The following is a 20,476-nucleotide window of genomic DNA, read 5'->3' on the forward strand; positions in this document are numbered from 1 at the left end:
GTGCTGATGTGCGCTAGTGCGCCGCGCTGGCCGAGAACAGGTTGATCACCATCACGCCCGCAACGATGAGCGCGATGCCGGCCACGGCCGGCCAGTCCAGCCGCTGCTGATGGATCAGCCAGGCGGCCAGCGTGATGAGTACCAGTCCCACGCCCGACCAGATCGCGTAAGCCACGCTGGTCGGCATGGTGCGCAAGGTCTGCGACAGGCAATAGAAGGACACTCCATAGCCCAGCACCACGATGATGCCAGGCAACAGGCGCGTGAATCCCTGTGAGGATTTGAGGGCGGTGGTGGCGATCACCTCGGCCACGATGGCCACCGCCAGGGTCAGGTAAGCGGACATGCTGGATTCTCCTGTGGATAAATCAATTCGACGCAAACAGTGAGTTCAGTGCGTTCAGTGAGCGCGGTTCAATGCACCGCCGTCTCCACGATGGCGGGTGCGGCGTGTTCCTGCGCCGGTTCGGCCTGCATGCGGGCCAGGTGATCGCGCTGGAAGATGCCCATGCGGATCACGTCGCGGTACTGGCCGTTCATGAAGAATTCCTCCTTCAGCACACCCTCCTGCCGGAAGCCGGCCTTGGCGTAGACATGCACGGCCTTCTCGTTTTCGCGGTCGACGATGAGGTAGATCTTGTGCAGGTTCAGCACTGAAAAGCCATAGTCCAGCGCCAGCCGCGTGGCCTCTACGGCCAGCCCGCGCCCCTGGGAGGCGGGCGCGATGATGATCTGGAATTCGGCACTGCGGTGGACGGTGTTGATTTCCACCAGTTCCACCAGGCCGCTGCTGTCGCCATCGGCATCGACGATGAAGCGGCGCTCGTTCTGCTCGTGGATGTGCGCCTCGAACAGGGCCGAGAGTTCGGCGAAGGTTTCATAAGGTTCTTCGAACCAGTAGCGCATCACCGTCGCATTGTTGTTCAGGTGATGGACGAAGCGCAGGTCTTCGCGCTCCAGCGGACGCAGGCGCACGGTCCAGGTGAGGTCATGTGATTTCTGCATGGAATCTCCTTGTGGGAAAACCAGTATGATCCACCGTCAGGGCAGATCGACAAAGATAATATCTATCGATAATTCAGATGGAGTGCCACATGCAATGGAATCTCGATCAACTGCGCCAGTTCGTCGCTGCAGCCGAACAGGGCTCCATCAGCGCCGCCGCACGCCACCTGGGCCGGGCCCAATCAGCCGTCAGTACGGCCATCGCGCTGCTGGAAGTCGATCTCGGCGTCACGCTCTTTGACCGTTCGGCCCACAAGGCCGGCCTCACCGAGGTCGGCGCGGCCATGCTGCAGGAAGCGCGCGAGGTGCTGCGCCAGGCCGATGCGCTGGACGAACGGGCCCGGTCCTTTTCGCTGGGCGATCAAGCCTGCCTGACCATGGTGCTGGACGAGGCCTTGCCCTATGCCGCCCTGCGCGTGCTGCTGCGGGAATTGTCGGCGCGCGCGCCGGCGCTGGAACTGACCTTGCTCGATGGCACCCCGGCCGAAGTGGTGGCAGCCGTGCAGCAGCGCCGCGCCGACATCGGCTTTCACTTCGACCGGGGACGCGTGGCCAGCGGCTTCGACCAGCGCCACATCGGCTCGGTGGCGCAAGGCATCTTCGTCTCGCCGCGCCATCCCCTGGCCGCACGCGAACGCCTGCGCAAGACCGACCTGGCGCAATACCGGCAACTGATCCTGCAGGCCGATGGCGTCGAAGAACCGGTCTACAGCCCCAAGCTGTGGCGCTCCGACAATCACTACAGCATCGCCGAGATGGTGGCCGACAACCTGGGCTGGGCCATCCTGCCGGTCAACGTCGCCGAATATTTCGATCATGCCAAGGCACTGGTGCCGCTGCGCTGTCCGGCGCTGGCCCTGCCGCTGCTGTCGGTGCAGATGCTGTGGCTGCCGGGCCGCCCGCTGGGGAGTACCGCGCAATGGATAGGCGAGCGCTTCGGCCAGTTGTTGAGCAGCCAGGGACAGGCGGTGCTGGGCGAAGACATGTGACGGCGGCGCGGACAGTGTCCGGCAGCGGACGCCAAGGTGTCACGGGAACGGACACATGTGCCTGAGGGGAAGTTCGCAAGTCATTGATTTAAATGGGATTCGTGGCAGGCACGGGGTTTGCAAAAGAGGGTGTACCCCTCTCACCTCAAAGGAGTTGTCATGAACCGTTCCACCTTCCTCCCCCGTTCGCTGGCCGCGCTCTCGGCCCTGGCCCTGTTGGGTTCGATGATGGCGGCGCAAGCCCAGGCCTTGCCGCCTGCTCCGCCTCCGCCGGGTGCCGCGCCGGTCGCCGGCCCGATGGCACCCCCGGTCCCGCCCGCCACCTATGACGCCGCCATGACCGCCCAGGCTCCCATCACCGAAGGCCGCGTGAGCCGCTTCCTGATCAATCCCTACGGCGAAGTCGATGGCCTGATGGTGGGCGAGCGCACCGTGATCAAGTTCCCGCCGCACCTGTCGCAGACGCTGCAGAACGCGGTCAAGCCGGGCCAGTCGGTACGCATCTTCGGCCAGGCTGAAGCGGCCGGCGTGATCAAGGCCGATGCCATCGTCAATCTGGCCAACGGCCAGACCGTGATCGACCGCCCGCCCGCCTTCGATGCCAACCCGCCGCTGCCGCCGCACCTGCGCGCTGCGCAACTGCGCCAGCTCTCGGTGCGCGGCAAGATCGCCATGGTCCTGACCGGCCCGCGTGGCGAAGCCAATGGCGTCATCCTGGATGACGGCAGCATCGTGCGCTTCGCCCCCGACAGTCTGCGCACGCCGCTGGAACCTGGCGCGCCGTTTGCTGCCAATGGCTTGGGGACCCGCAACAGTTTCGGTACCGCCATCGAGGCCATTGATGTCGGGGCCAGCGCGGATTCCCTGCAACCGCTGTACAGCCGCGTCCGATAAGGGGTTGCGGCAGGGCAGGCCGGCGGTCTGCCCGATTCTCCGCGTGTCATTTCATCCACCTGATAAAGAATAAGAACCATGTCGCCAAAAATCCTTCCCATTGTTTTCCTGATCATCTCCAACGTCTTCATGACCTTTGCCTGGTACGGCCACCTCAAGTTCGAGAACCGGCCGCTGTACCTGGTGATCCTGGTCAGCTGGGGCATCGCCCTGGCCGAATACTGTTTCGCGGTGCCTGCCAACCGCATCGGCCACTCGGTCTACAACGCCGCCGAACTGAAGACCATGCAGGAGGTCATCACGCTGGTGGTGTTCTCGATCTTCTCGGTGCTGTACCTGGGTGAGCAGTTCACCATCAATCACCTGGTCGGCTTCGGCTGCATCTGCCTGGGTGCCTTCTTCATCTTCAAGGGGCCCATCGGATGAACACCAAAGCGGGCTCGATCGCCTGGCTCTCCAGGCTGAACTTCTTCCTGGCCGATGTGCGCGACGGGCTCGGTCCTTTCCTCGGTGTGTTCCTGATGGGTCACGGCTGGGCCGCGGACGACATCGGCTATGTCATGACGCTGGGCGGCATTGCCGGCATGTTGGCCACCACGCCCGCCGGGGCGCTGACCGATGCGGTGCGCGCCAAGCGGCTGGTGGTCGGCATCGGCTCGGTGCTGGTGGTGGCGGGCTCGCTGTTGTTGCTGGTCTCGCCCAGCTTCACGATCACGGCGGTGTCGCAGGTCGGCACCGGCATCGTCGGGGCCATCATCGGACCGGCCATTGCCGGCCTGACGCTGGGCATCGTCGGCCAGCAGGGCCTGCCTTCGCAGCTGGGAAAGAATGAGGCCTGGAACCACGGCGGCAATGTCTTCTCGGCGGCGCTGGCCGGTGCACTCGGCTACTTCTGGGGCTTGCCGGCGGTGTTCGTGCTGATGGCGGTGATGGCGATGGCGTCGCTGGTGTGCCTCTCGCGCATCCGTCCCGAGGACATCGACCACGATGTCGCCCGTGGCCTCGACCCCGAACGTGCCGCTGACCAGCCGCAGGTGTCCACCTGGCGCGTGCTGGCCGGGTCGCGCCCGCTGATGCTGCTGGCGCTGGCGATGATGCTCTTCCACCTGGGCAATGCAGCCATGCTGCCCTTGCTGAGCCAGTCGGTGGTCTCGCGCGGCCATGCCGATCCGGCGCTCTATACGGCGCTGACCGTGATCGTGGCGCAACTGGTGATGATTCCCACGGCGCTCTTTGCGGGCCGCTTCGCCGACCGCAAGGGCTATTGGCTGCTCATTACCGTGGCACTGCTGGCGTTGCCGGTGCGCGGCCTGGTGGCCGGGGTATGGGATTCGGCCTGGGCGCTGTTGCCGGTGCAGATGCTCGATGGCGTCGGTGCGGGTCTGCTGGGCGTGGCCCTGCCGGGCTCGGTGGCGCGCATCCTGCAGGGTAGCGGCCACATCAACATCGGCCTGGGTGCGGTCACGACCATCCAGTCCATCGGTGCAGCCATGAGCCCGGCATTGGCCGGCGTGGTGGCCAAGCATTACGGTTATGGCGCGGCCTTTGCGGCCCTGACCGGGATCGCCTTGCTGGCACTGGTGGTGTGGGGCGTGCTGGCCGAGCGGCGCGATCATGCGCCGGGCGGCCGGCCGGTGGCGGTGGCGAAGTAATCGTCCTATTCGTCTTCTACGCGGCGCAGATCGCGGAATTGCGCCGGTGTCCAGGGCCGCAGGGCCACGATCAGCGCCGTGCCATGACGCCGTTCCAGCGGCAGCGACAGATCCTGCTGATGCGCGCTGAGGAAGTCGGAGGACAGCCGGTTCATGGCGCGTTGTACGGCGGCATTGCTTTCCTCGGAGAGCGTGCCGCTGACCATGATCATCTTCTCGCCCCGCTTGTCGAAATGGGAGTTGAAGAAATCATTGCGCAACTGCGCGCGGAAATACTGCTGGATCGGCCCGCCCGGCAACCACGTGAAGTCCGGCGCGACGCGCACGCGAATGCGGTTGTTGGGCAGCAGGTCGAGGATGCCCAGCTTGTCCAGCCGCGCCAGCAGGCGGATGCATTCGGCCTTGCTCATGGCGAAGCTGGCGAGGATGTCTTCCAGCGTCCACTGGTGCAGGGCATGCACGGCCACCAGCAGCAGCTTGGGATCGGCCACCAGTTTCTTTTCCTGTTCTTCGGTCAGGCGCGAGGGCACCGGCTGCTCGGCCACCACCATGCGCGCCAGGTCGCTGATCTGGATGCCCAGCAGCGTGCAGACCAGATCCAGCCGCTCCAATGTGAAGCTGCGCTCGGCGAAGATGCGCTTGACGCTGGTCTCGCTCAGGCCCAGTCCCTTGGCCAGTTGCGCATAGGTGATGCCACGCGCCTTGAGCAGATTCTTCAATGCATTGACCAGCGATTCGGCCTGGGCCATGTCCTTCCTCCTTGTGATGCGCGTGGCGCGCGATGTTTGGCCGGTATTGTATTTCGATACCGGATGCGACAGGAACTGCGCTTTCTGATGAGGTGATCCACGTTCTGCAGGGGCATTGCTACAGTGCGTCCCGCTGACCCGCCAAGGCGGACCAGCAAGCCGTCATTCACACATCCCTCATCAGTCAAAGAACAAGGAGTCCATCATGAACAGCCCGCTGCTGCATCGCCTCACGCTTTCCTGCGTCTTGATCGCCGCCCTCCTGAGCGCCCCCGTACATGCCCAGTCGCGCAACAGCGATGCGTCCACCGTGTCGGTGGTGGTCTCGGTGATGCTGCCTGCCGCCTTCATTTCCGAAGGCGGACGCTACGTGGTCAAGGGCGTGGAAGCCTCCGCCGATGGTACGGTCTATGTGCTGGAAAAAGTGGGCGAGGGCATCCGTGGTTCGGTCACGGTCGGTGCCAATGTCAGCGGCGCGGCCTCGGTGGGCGTCGGTGAATCGGTCACGTTCGTGACCTCTGCGTCCGGCACGCTGCTGGTGGCCTCCGGCAAGGTGCTGGCGATCATTCCCAATGCGCTGGGCCGGGCGCTGCTCAAGAGCGAGAAACTGTCCTGACCGGCACAAGGGGAGATCGCCATGGCTTTGTTTCAACTTCGTATCAAATGCCTGCTTGCCGGTCTGGTCCTGGCCGTCGCAGCACCGCTGGCGGCGCACGCCGGGCAGTCCTGCGAACCGGCCATCCCTGATGCCACCGCCGTGCAAGCCCAGCTGGACATGGCCGTGCGCACCGTCGAGCGGCTCAATGCCAGCGGTGCAGACGTGGTCATCATCGGCCGTGTCGGGCAAGACCTGAGCAAGTACCGGCAACGCTATTCGCACCTGGCGTTTGCCTATCGCGATGGCCAGCAGTGGGTTGTGGTCCACAAGCTCAACGAATGCGGAACGGCCGTGAGCAATCTCTATGAACAGGGGCTGGGGCAGTTCTTCATGGATTCTCCCTTCCTGCTGGAGGCCTATGTGGCCGTGCCGCAGCCGGAGGTGCAACAGCGCCTGCGTGCGATCCTCGTGCGCCCGCAGGTCACGCGCCTGCATGAAGCGCAGTACAACATGCTGGCTTATCCCTGGGCGACGCGCTACCAGCAGTCCAACCAGTGGGTCAACGAAATGCTCGCCATGGCGCTGGCGCCGCAGATCACCACGCGTGAGCAGGCGCAGGCCTGGCTGAAGTTCAAGGGCTACGTGCCGGACACCCTGAACCTGGGACCGATGACGCGCCTGGGCGGACGCATGTTCAAGGCCAACATCGCTTTTGACGATCATCCCAACGCCTTGCGCTTCAGCGATAGAATCGAGACCACTACGGCGGATTCGCTGCTGGCTTTCCTGCAGAAAGCCGGTGTCGAAGCCAGCCATTTCGTGATCCAGTAATTTCCTGATGCCGGCGTTGGCCGGAACGATCCATGCGCCCCAATCATTGCCTGGCATTCGCCCTTGTCATTGCTGTTGCTCCGTTGTCCGCACTGGGGGCGGGAGATGTCGCGGCTGGCCGCGCCGCCTTCGCCAAATGCGCCAGCTGTCATGCGGTAGGTCCCTCGGCGCGCGCCGGTTTTGGTCCGCAGCTGACCAACGTGATCGGGCGCAAGGCTGGTTCCACCACCGATTTCAAGTATTCCCCGGCGATGGCCTCGGCCGGCTTCATCTGGACCGAAGACAAATTGCGGGCCTTCCTCAAGGCGCCCAGCGATGTCGTCCCCGGCAACAAGATGCGCTTCTGGGGCATCGGCAGCGACAAGCAGATCGACGACATCCTGGCCTATCTGCGAACTTTCCAGCAATAAGCGCGGTCTAGGCGGCTGACGCATCAGCGTCTATCAGCCATAACGACAACAAGAGCGCCGCGCCATGTCCGAGCTGTTCGTCATCACCACCTATTTCAATCCGGTCGGCTATGCCAGCCGGCGGCGCAATTACGGACTGTTCATGCAGGGCATGCGGGAGGCCGGCGTCCCCTGCCTGACCGTGGAATGTGCCTTCGGCGATGCGCCCTTCGACCTGCCGCCCAGCCTGGACGTGATCCAGATCCGCTCCGAAACCCTGCTGTGGCAAAAGGAAAGACTGCTCAATCTCGGCGCATCCTGGCTGCCTGCAAGCTGCCGCTTCGTCGCCTGGATCGATTGCGACATCCTGTTCGACAATCCGCGCTGGCCGGCCGATCTGGTACAGGCACTGCAACGGCATCGGGTGGTGCAGGTGTTCGAGACCTGCACACGGCTGGATCGTCACGGTCAGGCCGGGGCCACGCCCGACCTCTGCCATTCCTTCGCCAGCGTGATGGCCAGGGATCCTGCCACGCTCGATGCCGGACGCTACGACCTGCACGGCCACACCGGTTATGGCTGGGCCATGCATCGCGACATCTTCGACCGCGTCGGCCTCTATGAATGTGCGATCTCCGGCAGCGCCGATCACTTCATGGCGCATGCCATCTTCAACGACTGCAACTTCTGCATCCGCAATGCGCTCAAGCATGAGCCGCGCCAGCTGTCACATCTGCGCGAATGGAGCGCGCGTTTCCACGCAGAGGTGCGCGGCAGCCTGGGCGTGGTACCCGGCCACATCCGCCACCTGTGGCATGGCGATGCCGTCAATCGCCGCTATTTCCTGCGCATGCACGACATCACCGACCTCGGCTACGACCCCTGGAACGACCTCGCCATCCATCCCGGCCAGCCGCTGGAATGGGCCGCGACGATGGACAAGCCGGGCCTGCGCAATTATTTCGCGCGTTACTTTGCCAGCCGTCACGAAGACGGCGAGGAGCTGGCCGCATGAGCATCCCTCCCTTGACCGACGCCCAGCGTGCCGAATTGCGCGCAGCCCTGCCGCTTTTTGAACAGGCTGACAGCGCACTCAGTCCGCGTCTGAAGAAGATCCGGCGCGATATCGAGATCGCCGATCGCCAGCGCCGCCGCTGTCGCATCCGGCTGGTGGAAAAACAATTGCTGCCCGCCATCTCGCGCTCCACGCTGGCGCGCCTGCAGCGGGAAGTGCCCGATTTCGTCGATGCACTCATCCTCGACAGCTTCGCCCGCCATCAGCGCCGCTGCATGTGGTTCGGCTGGATGGCCTGGCTGGCCGGTCCCGCCTATCGCGAGGCGCTGGCCCTGATGCGTGTGCGCCTGACCCGCCACATCGACCGCCAGCGCCATGGGCAGCTTGCCGCCTTGCGCGCCGAGCTGGATCGTCTGGATCAGGAGCGGCGCGCATTGCTGACCGCGTCCCGTGCGCTGGTGGCGCTGGTGCAGCTGATCCGGCAATCGCTGCACAGCGGCAGCGGCCTGGAGGAAGCGCGCTGGCTCCAGCTGCGCGCGTTGCTGGCACAACTGCCGGCGGTACAGCCGGTGACACGACGCCGCGCGCAGCGCCGCGATGACGAAGACAATGCCGCCCTGTTCAGCTTCACCACGTCCAGCCAGGGCGTGAGCCTGTTCCGCGACGTCAGTGAGCGTAATTCCGATCCGGATGCCTTCCAGGGCCAGTTCGATGGTGGCGGTGCCAGCGGAGATTGGGATAACGGCCGCGATGGCAGCGGCGACACCAGTGGTCCCGAAGGCCGCAGCGAAGCCTCGGGCAGCCGCAGTCAGCGCGATGCCACCGATCTGGCACCGGTAGCGGCGGCGGCCGGTGCCGTGGCCATCGCCACCGATGACAGCCTGGGTCTGTTTTCCTGAGCGATCGTCAAGGCTGTGGCGGCAAGCCCATGCGCCGGCGTGCCAGGTGGATGGAGCCATTGCGCATGGCCCAGCGGATCGGCTGCGCGGCCAGCAATACCGAGCGCCGCAGCAGTTCGCGCCGTAGCGGTCCGCGTGGCGTCACGCCCAGCATCTCCTGTGCCCACGGCGGCAGCAGGTCCACCCCACCGCGCATCATCAGCCGTGTCCACGGTTGCGCTACCGCATTGGGAGCAGGCGCATTCAAGACCAGTTGCAAGGTGGCGCGGGTGCGATCGTCGCAGCGCAATTGCGGGCGCATGCGCGCTATGTAATCGGCAATGGCCGCCCGTGAACGCGGCACCTCGCGTGCGCCAAGCGCTTCCGCCACACAGGCGATCTCATCGAGATACTGATCCTGGCGCGCCGCCGGAAAATTCGGGCGGCGATACCGCAGGTACCCCTGCAGGAAGCAATGCACCTCGGCCACGTGGACCCAGGTGAGCAGGTCCGGATCGCTGGCTGCATAAGGGCGGCCGTCGGGTGCCACGCCGGTGACGCCAAGATGAATCTGTTTGACGCGGGCGATCAGCCGCTCGGCGTCCGCCCGGCTGCCGAAGGTGGTACCGGCTACGAACTGGGCGGTGCGGCGCAGGCGGCCCAGCATGTCGGCCTGGAAGTTGGAGTGGTCCCAGACGCCTGCCAGCGGCAGGGGATGCAGCATCTGCAGCAGCAGCGCCGCGACGCCGCCGGTGAGCATGGCGGTGAAATCGCTATAGACCTGCCACGCCGCCGAGTCCGGTCCGAACAGGCCGGGGTCGCCCGGGGGCTGCAGGAAATCGGCACTGCCGGGGCCGCGGCTGATGGCGAGGACATTGGCTTCGATGCGCTGGCGCAGGAATTCCATGATGCAGAAAAAGCGGAAGGGAAGGGCAGTGTGCCATAGCGACAGCATTCCTGCCGGGGCCGTCATGTGGACATTTTTCCGGTTCAGTTTGCAGCCCGCGAGAAGCGTTTCGCTGACATTTCTGTCAGAAAGCGATTTGTCGCAACGCCCTCTGCACGCGGCCTGCGAGGCCGTTACAATAGCCACGCCGTACGGTCCCAGAAGAACAACATCGGGGCCGCAGGACAGGGAGCAGAACGGCGCAATTCAGGGAACGCGATCGGGGCACCGGGGAAGCACGCCACGCCGCGCAAGACGAAATACAGCATCGCGGGAGAGGACGGCAGGCATCGCACGGGATGCCGGCTGCGGGCATGGGTGAGCCACAGCGCGCCTGGTCCGGCCTGCCCGTTTCACAGGGATCGCAGTTCATGAACATGGTCGCGCTGGCCTTGCGCCGCCCGTACACCTTCATCGTGATGGCCTTGCTCATCGTGCTGGCCACGCCGTTGACGCTGAAGAACATGGCCACCGACATCTTCCCCGAGATCAATATCCCGGTGGTCTCCGTCATCTGGAACTACAACGGCCTGTCGGCCCAGGAGATGGGCCAGCGCATCGCCGCCCAGAACGAGCGCGGGCTGACCACGGTGGTGAGCGACATCGAACACATCGAGTCGCAATCCCTGGCCGGGGTGGCCGTGATCAAGGTGTTCTTCCAGCCCAAGGCCAACATCCAGACCGCCATCGCCCAGGTGGTGGCCTCGGTGCAGTCGCAGTTGCGCCAGTTGCCGCCGGGCATCACGCCGCCGCTGGTGATCAAGTATTCGGCTTCCAGCATCCCGGTGATGCAGCTGGCGCTGTCCTCGCCCACGCTGCCCGAGCAAACCGTCTTCGATACCGCCGTGCAGGCGCTGCGCCCGCAGCTCATCACCATTCCCGGCGTGGCCGTACCGTTTCCCTATGGCGGCAAGACGCGCCTGATCTCGGTCGACCTCGATACGCCCGCGCTGCAGTCGCGCGGCCTCTCGCCCATCGACGTGGTCAACGCCATCAACACCCAGAACCTGATCCTGCCCTCCGGTACGGCCAAGTTCGGGGGCACCGAATATTCGGTCAAGCTCAACGGCTCGCCGGAAGCGGTAGCCGGCTTGAATGAACTGCCGGTGCGCACCGCCAACGGGGCCACCATCTACCTCAAGGACGTGGCCAACGTGCGCGACGGCTTCTCGCCGCAGACCAACGTGGTGCGCCAGGATGGCGCGCGCGGCGTGCTGCTGTCCATCCTCAAGAATGGCGGGGCCTCTACCCTGGACATCGTCGACAACCTGCGCAAGCTACTGCCCAGCGCTGCCCAGACCCTGCCGGAAGACATCAAGATCACGCCGCTGTTCGACCAGTCGCTGTTCGTCAAGGCGGCGGTGACCGGCGTCATCAGCGAGGCGCTCATCGCCGCCGGGCTGACGGCCGCCATGGTGCTGCTGTTCCTGGGCAACTGGCGCAGCACGCTCATCATCGGGCTGACCATTCCGCTGTCCATCATGGCGGCCATCCTGATGCTGGCCGCGCTGGGCGAGACGCTCAACCTGATGACCCTGGGCGGCCTGGCGCTGTCGGTGGGCATCCTGGTGGACCAGGCCATCGTCACCATCGAGAACATCGAACGCCATCTGCACTTGGGCAAACCGCTGCATGACGCCATCATCGTCGGGGCCGGCGAGATCGGCGTGCCGGCCTTCGTGGCGACGCTGTGCATCTGCATCGTGTTCGTGCCGATGTTCTTCCTCTCGGGCGTGGCGCGTTTCCTGTTCGTCCCGCTGGCCGAAGCGGTGGTGTTCGCCATGGCCGCTTCCTACCTGCTCTCGCGCACTCTGGTGCCGACCCTGGTGATGCTGCTCATGGGCAGTCACGGCCAGGTCGACAGCGCCAAGCAGAGCCTGCTGCAGCGGCTCTATCGCGCCTTCGACAGCCGCTTCGAGCGCGTGCGCCATGGCTATACGCTGGTACTGTCTTCGCTGCTGGCGCACCGGCGCCGTTTCGCGCTGGGCTTTTTGGGGTTCTGCCTGCTGTCCTGCCTGCTCTATCCCTTCCTCGGGCGCGACTTCTTCCCCAACGTGGACGGCGGCCAGATCCGCCTGCACATGCGCATGCCGACCGGCACCCGCATCGAGGAAACGGCGCGCGCGGCCGATGAAGTCGAGCGCGTCATCCGCTCACTGATCCCGGCCTCGGAACTGGAGACCATCCTCGACAACCTGGGCGTGCCCAACTCCGGCATCAACCTCTCCTACAGCAACGCCGGCACCATCGGCACGCTCGATGGCGAGATCCTGATGGCCTTGAAGGAGGGCCATCGTCCTACCGAGGAACTGGTGTCGCTGCTGCGCGAGCAGTTGCCGCGCCGCTTCCCGGGTATCGAATTCTTCTTCCAGCCGGCCGACATCGTCACCCAGATCCTCAACTTCGGCCTGCCAGCCGCCATCGACGTGCAGTTCACCGGCCCCAACATGGAAGCCAACGCGCGCCTGGCCGCCGAACTGACCAAGCAGATCCGCCAGATTCCGGGCGCGGTCGATGCCCACGTGCACCAGCGCCTCGATGGCCCCTCGCTGGACCTGCGCATGGATCGCACGCGCCTGCAGCAGTTCGGTCTGTCTGCGGCCAACGTCGGGCAGAACCTGCTGATCGCCTTGTCCGGCAGTTCGCAGACACAGCCGGCCTTCTGGCTCAATCCCAACAATGGCGTGGTCTACAGCATCGCGGTGCAGTCGCCGCAATACCAGGTCGATTCGCTCGATGCCCTGCTCAACATCCCGGTCGGTGCCGGTGCCAATGCCGCCTCGCCGCCGCAGCTGCTGGGCAACCTGGTCGACGTGCATGCCGGACGCCAGATGGCGGTGGCCTCGCGCTACAACATCTCGCCGGCCATCGACGTCTATGTGAGCGTGCAGGGCACCGACCTGGCCAGCGTGGCGGGCAAGGTTGCCAAGCTGGTGGAGGAGATCAAGCCCAAGCTGGCGCGCGGCAGCCAGGTGGCCATCCGTGGCCAGGTGGAGACCATGCAGTCTTCCTTCATCGGCCTGGGCGTGGGTCTGGCCATGGCCATCGTGCTGGTCTACCTGCTGGTGGTGGTGAACTTCCAGTCGTGGATCGATGCGGCCATCATCATCGCCGCCTTGCCGGCTGCACTGGCGGGGATTGCGTGGATGCTCTTCCTCACCGGCACCACGCTGTCGGTGCCGGCCTTGACCGGTGCCATCATGACCATGGGGGTAGCCACCGCTAACAGTATCCTCATCGTCGCCTTTGCCCGGCAGCGCCGCGAGGAAGGCGCGACCCCGCTGGCCTCCGCCCTGGAAGCGGGCTCCACCCGTATCCGTCCGGTGCTCATGACTGCGCTGGCGATGATCATCGGCATGATCCCCATGGCCCTGGGCCTGGGCGAGGGCGCCGAGCAGAACGCGCCGCTGGGGCGCGCCGTGATCGGGGGCCTGCTGCTGGCCACCGTATCGACCTTGTTCTTCGTACCGGTGGTATTCGCCGGTGTGCATCAGCGGCTGGCCCGCCGCGCCGAAAGGCGACGCCATCTGGCGGGCGGACCCGCGCATCAGGAGTCTTGAACCATGTCGCATGACCGTCATTCCGAACTCGGCATCCACCCTCTCGGCGAGGGCGAGCCGCAACAGCGCCAGCAGATGATGAAGCGCGCCCGGCTGGTGCTGGTCGTGGTGCTGGTATTGCTGGCCGCCGGTGCTGCGCGCACCCTCGTGAGCCGCGCCGCCAACGCCCGTGCACTGGAGGCCGGCACCGCTGAACGCGCCAAGGTCTTCGTGCGGGTGGCACCGGCCCGCAGCAGCGCCGAGGGCCAGACGCTGGCCTTGCCGGGCAGCCTGCAGGGCTTCGTGCAGTCGCCCATCTCGGCCCGTTCGGGCGGCTATCTCAAGCGCTGGACCAAGGACATCGGATCGGAAGTGAAGAAGGGCGAACTGCTGGCTGAACTCGATACGCCGGAAATCGACCAGCAACTGTCGCAAGCCCTGGCCGCACGCCAGCAGGCCGCCTCCAGCATGGAGCTGGCCCGGAGTTCGATGGCGCGCTGGGAAGCCTTGCGCAAGAAGGACGCGGTCTCCCAGCAGGAACTCGATGAACGCCGCAGCGCCTTTGTCCAGGCCAGTTCCAACCTGGCGGCGGCCGACGCCAACGTCGAGCGGCTGCGCCAGGTGGAGGGTTTCAAGCGCATCGTGGCACCGTTCTCGGGCATCATCACGCGCCGCAACGTGGATGTGGGCGACCTGATCGATCCGGGCGCGGGCCGCGCATTGTTCGTGCTGTCGCAGACCGATCCGCTGCGGGTCTACGTCAACGTGCCGCAGGCCTATGCCAACCTGGTCAAGCCGGGCCAGCAGGTGACGGTGACCCAGTCCGAACTGCGCGGACGCAAGTTCGAGGGCAAAGTGGCACGCACCGCTGGCTCCATCGATGCGGCCACGCGGTCGATGCAGATCGAGGTCACGCTCTCCAATGCCGACAACGCGCTGCTGCCCGGTGCCTTCGTGCAGGTGGAGCTGCCGTTGAAGCCCAGCGGCACGCTGCTGGTCGCGGCCGATACGCTGATGTTCCGACGTGATGGCTCGCTGGTGGCGGCGGTGGATGAACAGAACAAGGTGCGCCTGAAGAAGGTCAGGCTGGGCCGCAATTTCGGCCTGACGGTGGAAGTGCTGGAGGGCTTGAAGGGCGATGAAAAGCTGATCCTCAATCCTTCCGATTCGCTGGCTGAAGGTGATCAGGTCGAGCCCACACTGGAGCAGCCCAAGGACAAGGCCGCCGACAAGAAGGCCGCCTCATGAGCCTGCCGCGCCGCCACAGTATCGCTATCGCCTTGGCCGCCGCCGTGTTGCTGGCCGCCTGCGCCAGCGGTCCCGACTACGTGCGGCCGCAGGTCGACATGCCCGCCGCCTGGACCCCGGAAGCGCCGTGGCGCGCCATGCAGCCGCAGGACGCCGCCCCGCGCGGGCCCTGGTGGGAGCGCTTCAACGATGCGCAACTGAACGCCCTGCAGCAGCAGGCCCTGGCCGGCAACCAGACGCTGGCCATCGCCACTGCTCGGCTGGCCCAGGCGCGTGCGCAGCTCGATGTGGCGGGCGCGGCGCAAGCCCCGCAGGTCGGCATCAATACACGTGCGGCGCGCGCCCGCATCTCGGCCAACCGGCCGCTGACCAACTACAACTCGCCCAACTTCGCGACCGTACAAAACGATTTCGCGCTGGGTTTGAATGTCAGTTACGAACTCGATTTCTTCGGGCGCGTGCGCCGTTCGGTGGAAGCGGCCACGGCCTCGGCCCAGCAATCGGCGGCAGATCTGGAAAACACCCGCCTGCTGCTGACGGCAGAACTGGCCAGCAATTACTTCAACCTGCGCGAGCTGGACATCGAGCTGGACGTGGTCCGGCGTGCCATCGAACTGCAGCGCAAGGCGCTGGAACTGGCCACCGCGCGCCACGACCTGGGGGCCACCTCGGGGCTGGACGTGGCCCAGCAGCAAGCCCTGCTGGACAACACGCTGACCCAGGTGGATCTGCTGGGCCGGCAGCGGGCGCAATACGAGCACGCCATCGCCACGCTGACCGGCACCCCGGCACCGGCCTTCAGCCTGCCTCCTTCGCTGGCGCCCATTGCGCTGCCGGAGATTCCGCTGGGCATCCCGTCGGACGTGCTGGAGCGTCGTCCCGATGTGGCGGCAGCCGAACGTTCGATGGCCGCGGCCAATGCCCAGATCGGCGTGGCCAGCGCAGCCTTCTACCCCAGCTTCATGCTGCAGCCCGGTTATGGCGTGGACAGCCGCAACTGGGCCACGCTCTTCAACGCACCCAGCGTGCTGTGGTCACTGGGGGTGTCGGCCTCGCAAAGTTTGTTCGATGCCGGCCGCCTGCGCGCCGGTGTGGATTTCACCCAAGCCGGCTACAACGCCACCGTGGCGACCTATCGCCGCACCGTGCTGACCGCGATGCAGGAAGTGGAAGATGGCATCACCGGTATTGCTTCACTGGACCGCGCCTGGCGGCAATCGCAATCGGCCATCGCCAGTGCCCGCCGCGTGCTGGATATCGCCACCAGCCGTTATGAGGGCGGTGCCACGCCTTATCTGGATGTCATCACCGCCCAGCAGGCCCTGCTCAACAGCGAGCGCCAGGCGGCGCAGTTGATGGGACAGCGGCTGCTGGTGTCGGTGTTCCTGATCAAGGCCCTGGGTGGAGACTGGCATGCCCGCCACGAGGAAACGCCTCTTGTGCAATCGAAAACATTATCGTCTGCGGAGAAGTAGTGATCAGGTGGCCTGACCAGTTTGCACGATAGTTGGCACACTTCCTGTCGCGCTTGTCAGCTTCCGGCAGGAAGCGGGCAATTGCCCCGTAAACGCCCGTGTAATCAGCGTTATGGCCGCTTCCTGAGCTGCCTAGAATCGCTGGTGAAATCCATCACAAGCGAAACAACGAGGCAGACATGAACTGGTTCAACAATCTGAAGATCGCCAAGAAGCTCATCCTTTCCTTTGCGGCCGTCATCATCCTGACGGTCATCCTGGGCATCTTCGCGATCCGCGAATTGAAGGCGGTGAACCAGGCCTCCACCGACATGGCCACCAACTGGCTGCCCACGATCAAGGCGGCGCAGTCGATCCAGGCTTCACTGCCGCGCATGCGCATTTCCGAATTGCAGATGATCACGGCGGCCACCCCCGCCGAGCGTGAAGATGCGCTCAAGGCCATCAAGTCGCGCCTGGATATCCTGGCCAAACAGCGTGCCACCTACGAAGCCCAGATTTCGGAAGCGGCAGAAAAGCTCGCCTACGAGAAGTTCTCCAAGAGCTTCGCCACCTATCTGGAGATCGACAAGAAGCTCGCCGAGATTTCCGGTGCCGGCAAGGAAGAGGAAGCGCGCGCGATCTTCAAGGGCGATTCCAACAAGACCTTCCGCAGCATGCTGGAAAACATGGACGAGATCATCAAGATCAACGACGCCGGCAGCATGCGTTCGGACCAGACCGCCAGCGATGTCTTCAACTCGGCGCGCGCCTGGATCATCGGCCTGCTGGCCGCCATCGTGGTGATCGCTTTCGGGCTGGCGCTGGCGGTGGCACGTGCGGTCTCGCGTCCGCTCAATGAGGCGGTGAGCGTGGCCGAGCGCGTGGCGCAGGGCGACCTGACGGTGGACATCCGTTCCGACAGCAAGGATGAAACCGGCATGCTGATGCATTCCTTGCGCGCCATGAACGACAGCCTGAACAAGATCGTCAGCGAAGTGCGCTACGGCACCGATGCCATCACCACCGCCTCGCAGGAAATTGCGACCGGCAACCTCGACCTGTCCTCGCGCACCGAAGAGCAGGCCGGTTCACTGGAAGAAACCGCCTCGGCCATGGAAGAACTGACGGCCACCGTCAAGCAGAACGCCGACAATGCCCGCCAGGCCAACCAGCTCGCTGCATCGGCCTCCGACGTGGCCAGCCAGGGCGGCGAAGTGGTGGGCCAGGTGGTGCAGACCATGGAAGGCATCACCGAAAGCTCGAACCGGATTGCCGACATCATCACGGTGATTGACGGCATCGCCTTCCAGACCAACATTCTCGCCTTGAATGCGGCCGTGGAAGCGGCGCGTGCCGGTGAGCAGGGACGCGGCTTTGCGGTGGTGGCTTCCGAAGTGCGTTCGCTGGCACAGCGTTCGGCTTCTGCCGCCAAGGAGATCAAGCAGCTCATCGACGACTCGGTGCAGAAGGTCGATGCAGGCAGCCAGCTGGTCGAACGCGCGGGTGCCACCATGAGCGAGGTGGTGGCCAGCGTCAAGCGCGTCACCGATGTGGTGGCCGAGATCAGCGCAGCCAGCAGCGAGCAGAGCACCGGCATCGAGGAAATCAATCGCGCCATCACCCAGATGGATGAGGTGACCCAGCAGAATGCGGCGCTGGTCGAAGAAGCCGCCGCCGCCGCGCAGTCCTTGCAGGATCAGGCGGGGCGCTTGTCACAGGTGGTGAGTGTGTTCAAGATCCAGCGTTGAGGCTGGTTCGGCGGGGCGTGTTTCAAGCAGGTTTTGCCCAACGTAATTCGCGGTTACGCCCTCCATATATGCCATATATGCCACATATTCCATTCATTCCAATCTGGAATGAATGGAAGGATGTCTTTCATTCCGGTGGCAACGCGAAGCAGTAACCCACGCCATACACCGCCTGGATGGCATTGTGTCCGGGGAAGCAGGGTTCGAGCTTGCGGCGCAGATTCTTGATGTGGGTATCGATGGCGCGATCCGTGACCGAGCGGTCATCATCGTGCAGGTGGTTGAGCAGCTGTTCCCGCGAAAACACCTGGCCCGGCGCGGCCGCGAACGTCTTGAGCAGGCGCAGTTCCAGCGGAGTCAGGTTGAGCGGCTCGCCACGTACGCTGGCTTGATGGCGGGTCTCGTCGATGACCAGCGGCGAGCTGCTCTGCGGCTGTGTGTCCGCTGGCACTGAACGCTGCACCGAGGCATTGCGCCTGAGCATGGACTTGACCCGCGCCACGATCTCGCGTGGCGAAAACGGGGTCTTGCCGATGTAGTCATCGGCCCCCAGCTCCAGTCCGCGCAGACGGTCTTCTTCCTCGGCGCGCGCCGTCAGCATCAGTATCGGCACGTCCGAGAAGGTGCGCAACTGGCGGCAGATTTCCCACCCATCCATCCCCGGCAACATGATGTCCAGCAGGATCAGGTCCGGCCGCTGTGCGCGGACTGCATCCAGCGCCGCATCTCCGCGTGCCACATGGCGCGAGGTATAGCCGGCCACCGCCAGGTATTTCTGCAGCAGTTCAGCCAGCTTCGGTTCATCCTCGACGATGAGGATGTCGGCCCGCTCGGGCGGCGCGAAGCGGAAATCGTCGGTGGATTCGTTCATGCGTGGTCTTTCTCATCTTCTGCGCGGGCCGGCAATACCACCGAGACCCGCAGCCCGCCCAGGGGTGAGGCGGTGGCACCGATGGTCCCCTGATGCGCATCGACGATGCGGCGGCAGATCGCCAGGCCCAGCCCGGCACCGCCGCTGGCGCGGTTGCGCGAGGCCTCGACCCGGAAAAAGCGCTCGAACAGGCGCGCCATGACGTCAGGAGGCACGCCCGGTTCGCTGTCATCGAAGACCAGGTGCCAGTGCTGATGCAGCAGTTGCGCATGCACCTGCAGACGGCCGCCGCTGTCGGTATAGCGCAGACTGTTTTCGAACAGGTTGTTCAACAGCTGCTGCAGGCGCGCCGCATCGGCATGCACCGGCATGGTGGCGGGCAGGCTGCAGCTCAGCGTCATGCCGCGCTGGCTGAAACGCTCGGCGTAGATCGCCGCACTGTCGCGCAGCAGCGGTGCCAGGTCGATGTCGGTGCGGCGATAGGTAAGGGCACCGGCATCGGCCAGTGACAGATCGTAGAGATCGCCGACCAGCTTGTTGAGATGTTCCACCTCGCTCTTGAGCGAGCGCAGCGTCTGCGCGTCGGGCTGCAGTACGCCATCTTCCAGGGCTTCCAATTGGCCGTTGAGGATGCCCAAGGGGGTGCGCAATTCATGCGAGACATCGGCCATGAATTCGCGCCGCAGTTTCTCGTTGCGCTCCAGCGTCATGGCCAGCTGGTTGAAGTCCTGTGCCAGCATGCCCACTTCGTCGCCCGATTCCACTTCCACCCGGATCGCATAATCGCCGCCCGCCAAGCGGTGCGTGGCGCGGGCTACACGCGTCAACGGACGGGTCAGTACACCCGAGATACGCACCACCAGGAACGCCGCCAGCATCACGGCCACCACCGCAATGATGATCTGCGCCAGGAACTGGCTTTGTTGGAACCGCAGGTCGATGGAGCCGATCACGCTCTCGAAGGGGGTCTGCGCCACCCAGCCGACGATCACGTCATCCTGCATCAGCGGGCTCAGGCGCGCATCGGGACCGACATCCGGATAGCCGATCACCAATTGGCGGCGCGCATCGAGCAGCGAGAAACGCAGGGTCGCGCCGGTCAGGTCGGAGGGGGTGAAGGTCGGGCCGGAACTACGTACCGCACCACCGTGTTCGACGATGGCCGGCCTCATCAATTCGAACCAGGCGCGCGGATTGTCGCGCAGGAATTCCCAATTGCCGTGCTCGCGATAAGCCTGTTCCAGGCGCGGCACCATGTCTTCCATGCGCTGCTGGGCTTGCTCGTTGAGATAGCCGAGGAAGTCGCGGTTGAAGATGTAATGCCCCGCGCCATTGATGGCCGCAATCACCGCCACGATCAGGGCCAGCATCGCATAGAAGAGCTTGAGGCGAATGTTGGCGCGATAGAAGAAGCGGTCGGTCAGCTCGGCGATCGAGTGGGCGATGGACATGGGATGCGGCAGGCGGTCGGTGGAATCAGGCCAGAGCTTATCAAGAACCCGGCCGGCGGTGGCGCACGAGTTGCCAATGTCATGCGCGATGTTGCAGGACGGACATGCTGTCGCGCTTGCTCATTTTTCCCTCACATTTGTTTTCCATAATCGCAGGTCCGATAGCTCATTGCGCCCGGAGCCCGCGCCCATGGCGGCTGGCGGACGGGCAGAAAG

19 protein-coding genes are annotated in these 20,476 nt (G+C 64.8%); 13 read left to right on the forward strand and 6 right to left on the reverse strand.

The features are described 5' to 3' along the window. Positions 1-13: 13 nt before the first annotated feature. Positions 14-346, reverse strand: coding sequence for a DMT family transporter (locus tag ACWHXP_RS21520; protein ID WP_034335425.1), 333 nt, complete (start codon positions 344-346; stop codon positions 14-16). 68 nt (positions 347-414) lie between these two features. Beyond that, positions 415-1,005 carry a spermidine N1-acetyltransferase gene (gene speG, locus ACWHXP_RS21525; protein WP_489635091.1) on the reverse strand — a complete coding sequence of 197 codons (591 nt, stop codon included), beginning with the start codon at positions 1,003-1,005 and terminating at the stop codon, positions 415-417. Between the two features lie 89 nt (positions 1,006-1,094). On the opposite strand from speG, the gene ACWHXP_RS21530 reads away from it, so the two are divergent. The 4 genes from ACWHXP_RS21530 (at position 1,095) to ACWHXP_RS21545 (ending at position 4,540) form a co-directional block, all read left to right on the forward strand. Then, complete coding sequence (locus ACWHXP_RS21530) at positions 1,095-1,994, forward strand: LysR family transcriptional regulator (protein WP_252696709.1); 900 nt, start codon at positions 1,095-1,097, stop codon at positions 1,992-1,994. A 159-nt stretch (positions 1,995-2,153) separates the two neighbouring features. Further along, on the forward strand, positions 2,154-2,888 hold the full coding sequence (locus tag ACWHXP_RS21535) for a hypothetical protein (RefSeq protein ID WP_121041193.1): 735 nt from the start codon (positions 2,154-2,156) through the stop codon (positions 2,886-2,888). Between the two features lie 78 nt (positions 2,889-2,966). Next, positions 2,967-3,314, forward strand: a complete 348-nt coding sequence (locus ACWHXP_RS21540) for a DMT family protein (protein WP_034335429.1) — start codon at positions 2,967-2,969, stop codon at positions 3,312-3,314. Then, on the forward strand, positions 3,311-4,540 hold the full coding sequence (locus ACWHXP_RS21545; protein WP_489624158.1) for an MFS transporter: 1,230 nt from the start codon (positions 3,311-3,313) through the stop codon (positions 4,538-4,540). Before ACWHXP_RS21540 ends, ACWHXP_RS21545 begins: the two co-directional genes overlap by 4 nt. A 5-nt stretch (positions 4,541-4,545) precedes the next feature. On the opposite strand, the gene ACWHXP_RS21550 is transcribed toward ACWHXP_RS21545, so the two are convergent. Beyond that, the gene (locus tag ACWHXP_RS21550) at positions 4,546-5,289 is read right to left on the reverse strand and encodes a helix-turn-helix domain-containing protein (protein WP_489635090.1); all 744 of its coding nucleotides are present in this window, start codon (positions 5,287-5,289) and stop codon (positions 4,546-4,548) included. 205 nt (positions 5,290-5,494) lie between these two features. Between ACWHXP_RS21550 and ACWHXP_RS21555 the strand changes: the two genes are divergently transcribed. The 5 genes from ACWHXP_RS21555 (at position 5,495) to ACWHXP_RS21575 (ending at position 9,021) form a co-directional block, all read left to right on the forward strand. Further along, positions 5,495-5,905, forward strand: a complete 411-nt coding sequence (locus ACWHXP_RS21555; protein WP_134134172.1) for a hypothetical protein — start codon at positions 5,495-5,497, stop codon at positions 5,903-5,905. Between the two features lie 21 nt (positions 5,906-5,926). Then, on the forward strand, positions 5,927-6,718 hold the full coding sequence (locus tag ACWHXP_RS21560; protein WP_489624156.1) for a DUF2145 domain-containing protein: 792 nt from the start codon (positions 5,927-5,929) through the stop codon (positions 6,716-6,718). A 32-nt stretch (positions 6,719-6,750) separates the two neighbouring features. Further along, entirely contained in the window at positions 6,751-7,128 is a 378-nt protein-coding gene (locus ACWHXP_RS21565; RefSeq protein WP_205703729.1) for a c-type cytochrome, read from the forward strand. Positions 7,129-7,192: 64 nt separating this feature from the next. Next, positions 7,193-8,122 (forward strand): hypothetical protein, encoded by a 930-nt coding sequence (locus ACWHXP_RS21570; protein ID WP_489635089.1) that lies wholly within the window; start codon positions 7,193-7,195, stop codon positions 8,120-8,122. Beyond that, complete coding sequence (locus ACWHXP_RS21575; protein ID WP_489635088.1) at positions 8,119-9,021, forward strand: hypothetical protein; 903 nt, start codon at positions 8,119-8,121, stop codon at positions 9,019-9,021. Before ACWHXP_RS21570 ends, ACWHXP_RS21575 begins: the two co-directional genes overlap by 4 nt. 7 nt (positions 9,022-9,028) lie before the next feature. Here the strand turns inward: ACWHXP_RS21575 and ACWHXP_RS21580 are convergent, their stop codons facing one another. After that, on the reverse strand, positions 9,029-9,907 hold the full coding sequence (locus ACWHXP_RS21580; protein ID WP_489635837.1) for an oxygenase MpaB family protein: 879 nt from the start codon (positions 9,905-9,907) through the stop codon (positions 9,029-9,031). Positions 9,908-10,317: 410 nt separating this feature from the next. Between ACWHXP_RS21580 and ACWHXP_RS21585 the strand changes: the two genes are divergently transcribed. The 4 genes from ACWHXP_RS21585 to ACWHXP_RS21600 all read left to right on the forward strand — a co-directional run bounded on the left by ACWHXP_RS21585 (position 10,318) and on the right by ACWHXP_RS21600 (position 17,938). Next, the gene (locus ACWHXP_RS21585) at positions 10,318-13,506 is read left to right on the forward strand and encodes an efflux RND transporter permease subunit (RefSeq protein WP_489635836.1); all 3,189 of its coding nucleotides are present in this window, start codon (positions 10,318-10,320) and stop codon (positions 13,504-13,506) included. 3 nt (positions 13,507-13,509) lie between these two features. Continuing rightward, complete coding sequence (locus ACWHXP_RS21590; protein WP_489635087.1) at positions 13,510-14,733, forward strand: efflux RND transporter periplasmic adaptor subunit; 1,224 nt, start codon at positions 13,510-13,512, stop codon at positions 14,731-14,733. Then, on the forward strand, positions 14,730-16,208 hold the full coding sequence (locus ACWHXP_RS21595; protein WP_121041177.1) for an efflux transporter outer membrane subunit: 1,479 nt from the start codon (positions 14,730-14,732) through the stop codon (positions 16,206-16,208). Before ACWHXP_RS21590 ends, ACWHXP_RS21595 begins: the two co-directional genes overlap by 4 nt. Before the next feature lie 179 nt (positions 16,209-16,387). Next, positions 16,388-17,938 carry a methyl-accepting chemotaxis protein gene (locus tag ACWHXP_RS21600; RefSeq protein WP_489624151.1) on the forward strand — a complete coding sequence of 517 codons (1,551 nt, stop codon included), beginning with the start codon at positions 16,388-16,390 and terminating at the stop codon, positions 17,936-17,938. A gap of 127 nt (positions 17,939-18,065) precedes the next feature. Here ACWHXP_RS21600 and ACWHXP_RS21605 read toward each other — a convergent pair whose 3' ends face one another. Beyond that, the gene (locus tag ACWHXP_RS21605; RefSeq protein ID WP_489635086.1) at positions 18,066-18,809 is read right to left on the reverse strand and encodes a response regulator; all 744 of its coding nucleotides are present in this window, start codon (positions 18,807-18,809) and stop codon (positions 18,066-18,068) included. Next, complete coding sequence (locus ACWHXP_RS21610) at positions 18,806-20,260, reverse strand: ATP-binding protein (RefSeq protein ID WP_489624149.1); 1,455 nt, start codon at positions 20,258-20,260, stop codon at positions 18,806-18,808. Before ACWHXP_RS21610 ends, ACWHXP_RS21605 begins: the two co-directional genes overlap by 4 nt. Between the last annotated feature and the right edge of the window lie 216 nt (positions 20,261-20,476).

The sequence above is a fragment of the Herbaspirillum sp. Her2 genome, from assembly GCF_057961375.1.

Coding starts and splice junctions, on each gene's coding strand:
- ACWHXP_RS21605 (WP_489635086.1), bottom strand. CDS start 18,809: ATGAACGAATCCACCGACGATTTCCGCTTCGCGCCGCCCGAGCGGGCC.
- ACWHXP_RS21535 (WP_121041193.1), top strand. CDS start 2,154: ATGAACCGTTCCACCTTCCTCCCCCGTTCGCTGGCCGCGCTCTCGGCC.
- ACWHXP_RS21570 (WP_489635089.1), top strand. CDS start 7,193: ATGTCCGAGCTGTTCGTCATCACCACCTATTTCAATCCGGTCGGCTAT.
- ACWHXP_RS21590 (WP_489635087.1), top strand. CDS start 13,510: ATGTCGCATGACCGTCATTCCGAACTCGGCATCCACCCTCTCGGCGAG.
- ACWHXP_RS21550 (WP_489635090.1), bottom strand. CDS start 5,289: ATGGCCCAGGCCGAATCGCTGGTCAATGCATTGAAGAATCTGCTCAAG.
- ACWHXP_RS21565 (WP_205703729.1), top strand. CDS start 6,751: ATGCGCCCCAATCATTGCCTGGCATTCGCCCTTGTCATTGCTGTTGCT.
- ACWHXP_RS21600 (WP_489624151.1), top strand. CDS start 16,388: ATGAACTGGTTCAACAATCTGAAGATCGCCAAGAAGCTCATCCTTTCC.
- ACWHXP_RS21575 (WP_489635088.1), top strand. CDS start 8,119: ATGAGCATCCCTCCCTTGACCGACGCCCAGCGTGCCGAATTGCGCGCA.
- ACWHXP_RS21560 (WP_489624156.1), top strand. CDS start 5,927: ATGGCTTTGTTTCAACTTCGTATCAAATGCCTGCTTGCCGGTCTGGTC.
- ACWHXP_RS21530 (WP_252696709.1), top strand. CDS start 1,095: ATGCAATGGAATCTCGATCAACTGCGCCAGTTCGTCGCTGCAGCCGAA.
- ACWHXP_RS21540 (WP_034335429.1), top strand. CDS start 2,967: ATGTCGCCAAAAATCCTTCCCATTGTTTTCCTGATCATCTCCAACGTC.
- ACWHXP_RS21545 (WP_489624158.1), top strand. CDS start 3,311: ATGAACACCAAAGCGGGCTCGATCGCCTGGCTCTCCAGGCTGAACTTC.
- ACWHXP_RS21610 (WP_489624149.1), bottom strand. CDS start 20,260: ATGTCCATCGCCCACTCGATCGCCGAGCTGACCGACCGCTTCTTCTAT.
- ACWHXP_RS21585 (WP_489635836.1), top strand. CDS start 10,318: ATGAACATGGTCGCGCTGGCCTTGCGCCGCCCGTACACCTTCATCGTG.
- ACWHXP_RS21595 (WP_121041177.1), top strand. CDS start 14,730: ATGAGCCTGCCGCGCCGCCACAGTATCGCTATCGCCTTGGCCGCCGCC.
- speG (WP_489635091.1), bottom strand. CDS start 1,005: ATGCAGAAATCACATGACCTCACCTGGACCGTGCGCCTGCGTCCGCTG.
- ACWHXP_RS21520 (WP_034335425.1), bottom strand. CDS start 346: ATGTCCGCTTACCTGACCCTGGCGGTGGCCATCGTGGCCGAGGTGATC.
- ACWHXP_RS21580 (WP_489635837.1), bottom strand. CDS start 9,907: ATGGAATTCCTGCGCCAGCGCATCGAAGCCAATGTCCTCGCCATCAGC.
- ACWHXP_RS21555 (WP_134134172.1), top strand. CDS start 5,495: ATGAACAGCCCGCTGCTGCATCGCCTCACGCTTTCCTGCGTCTTGATC.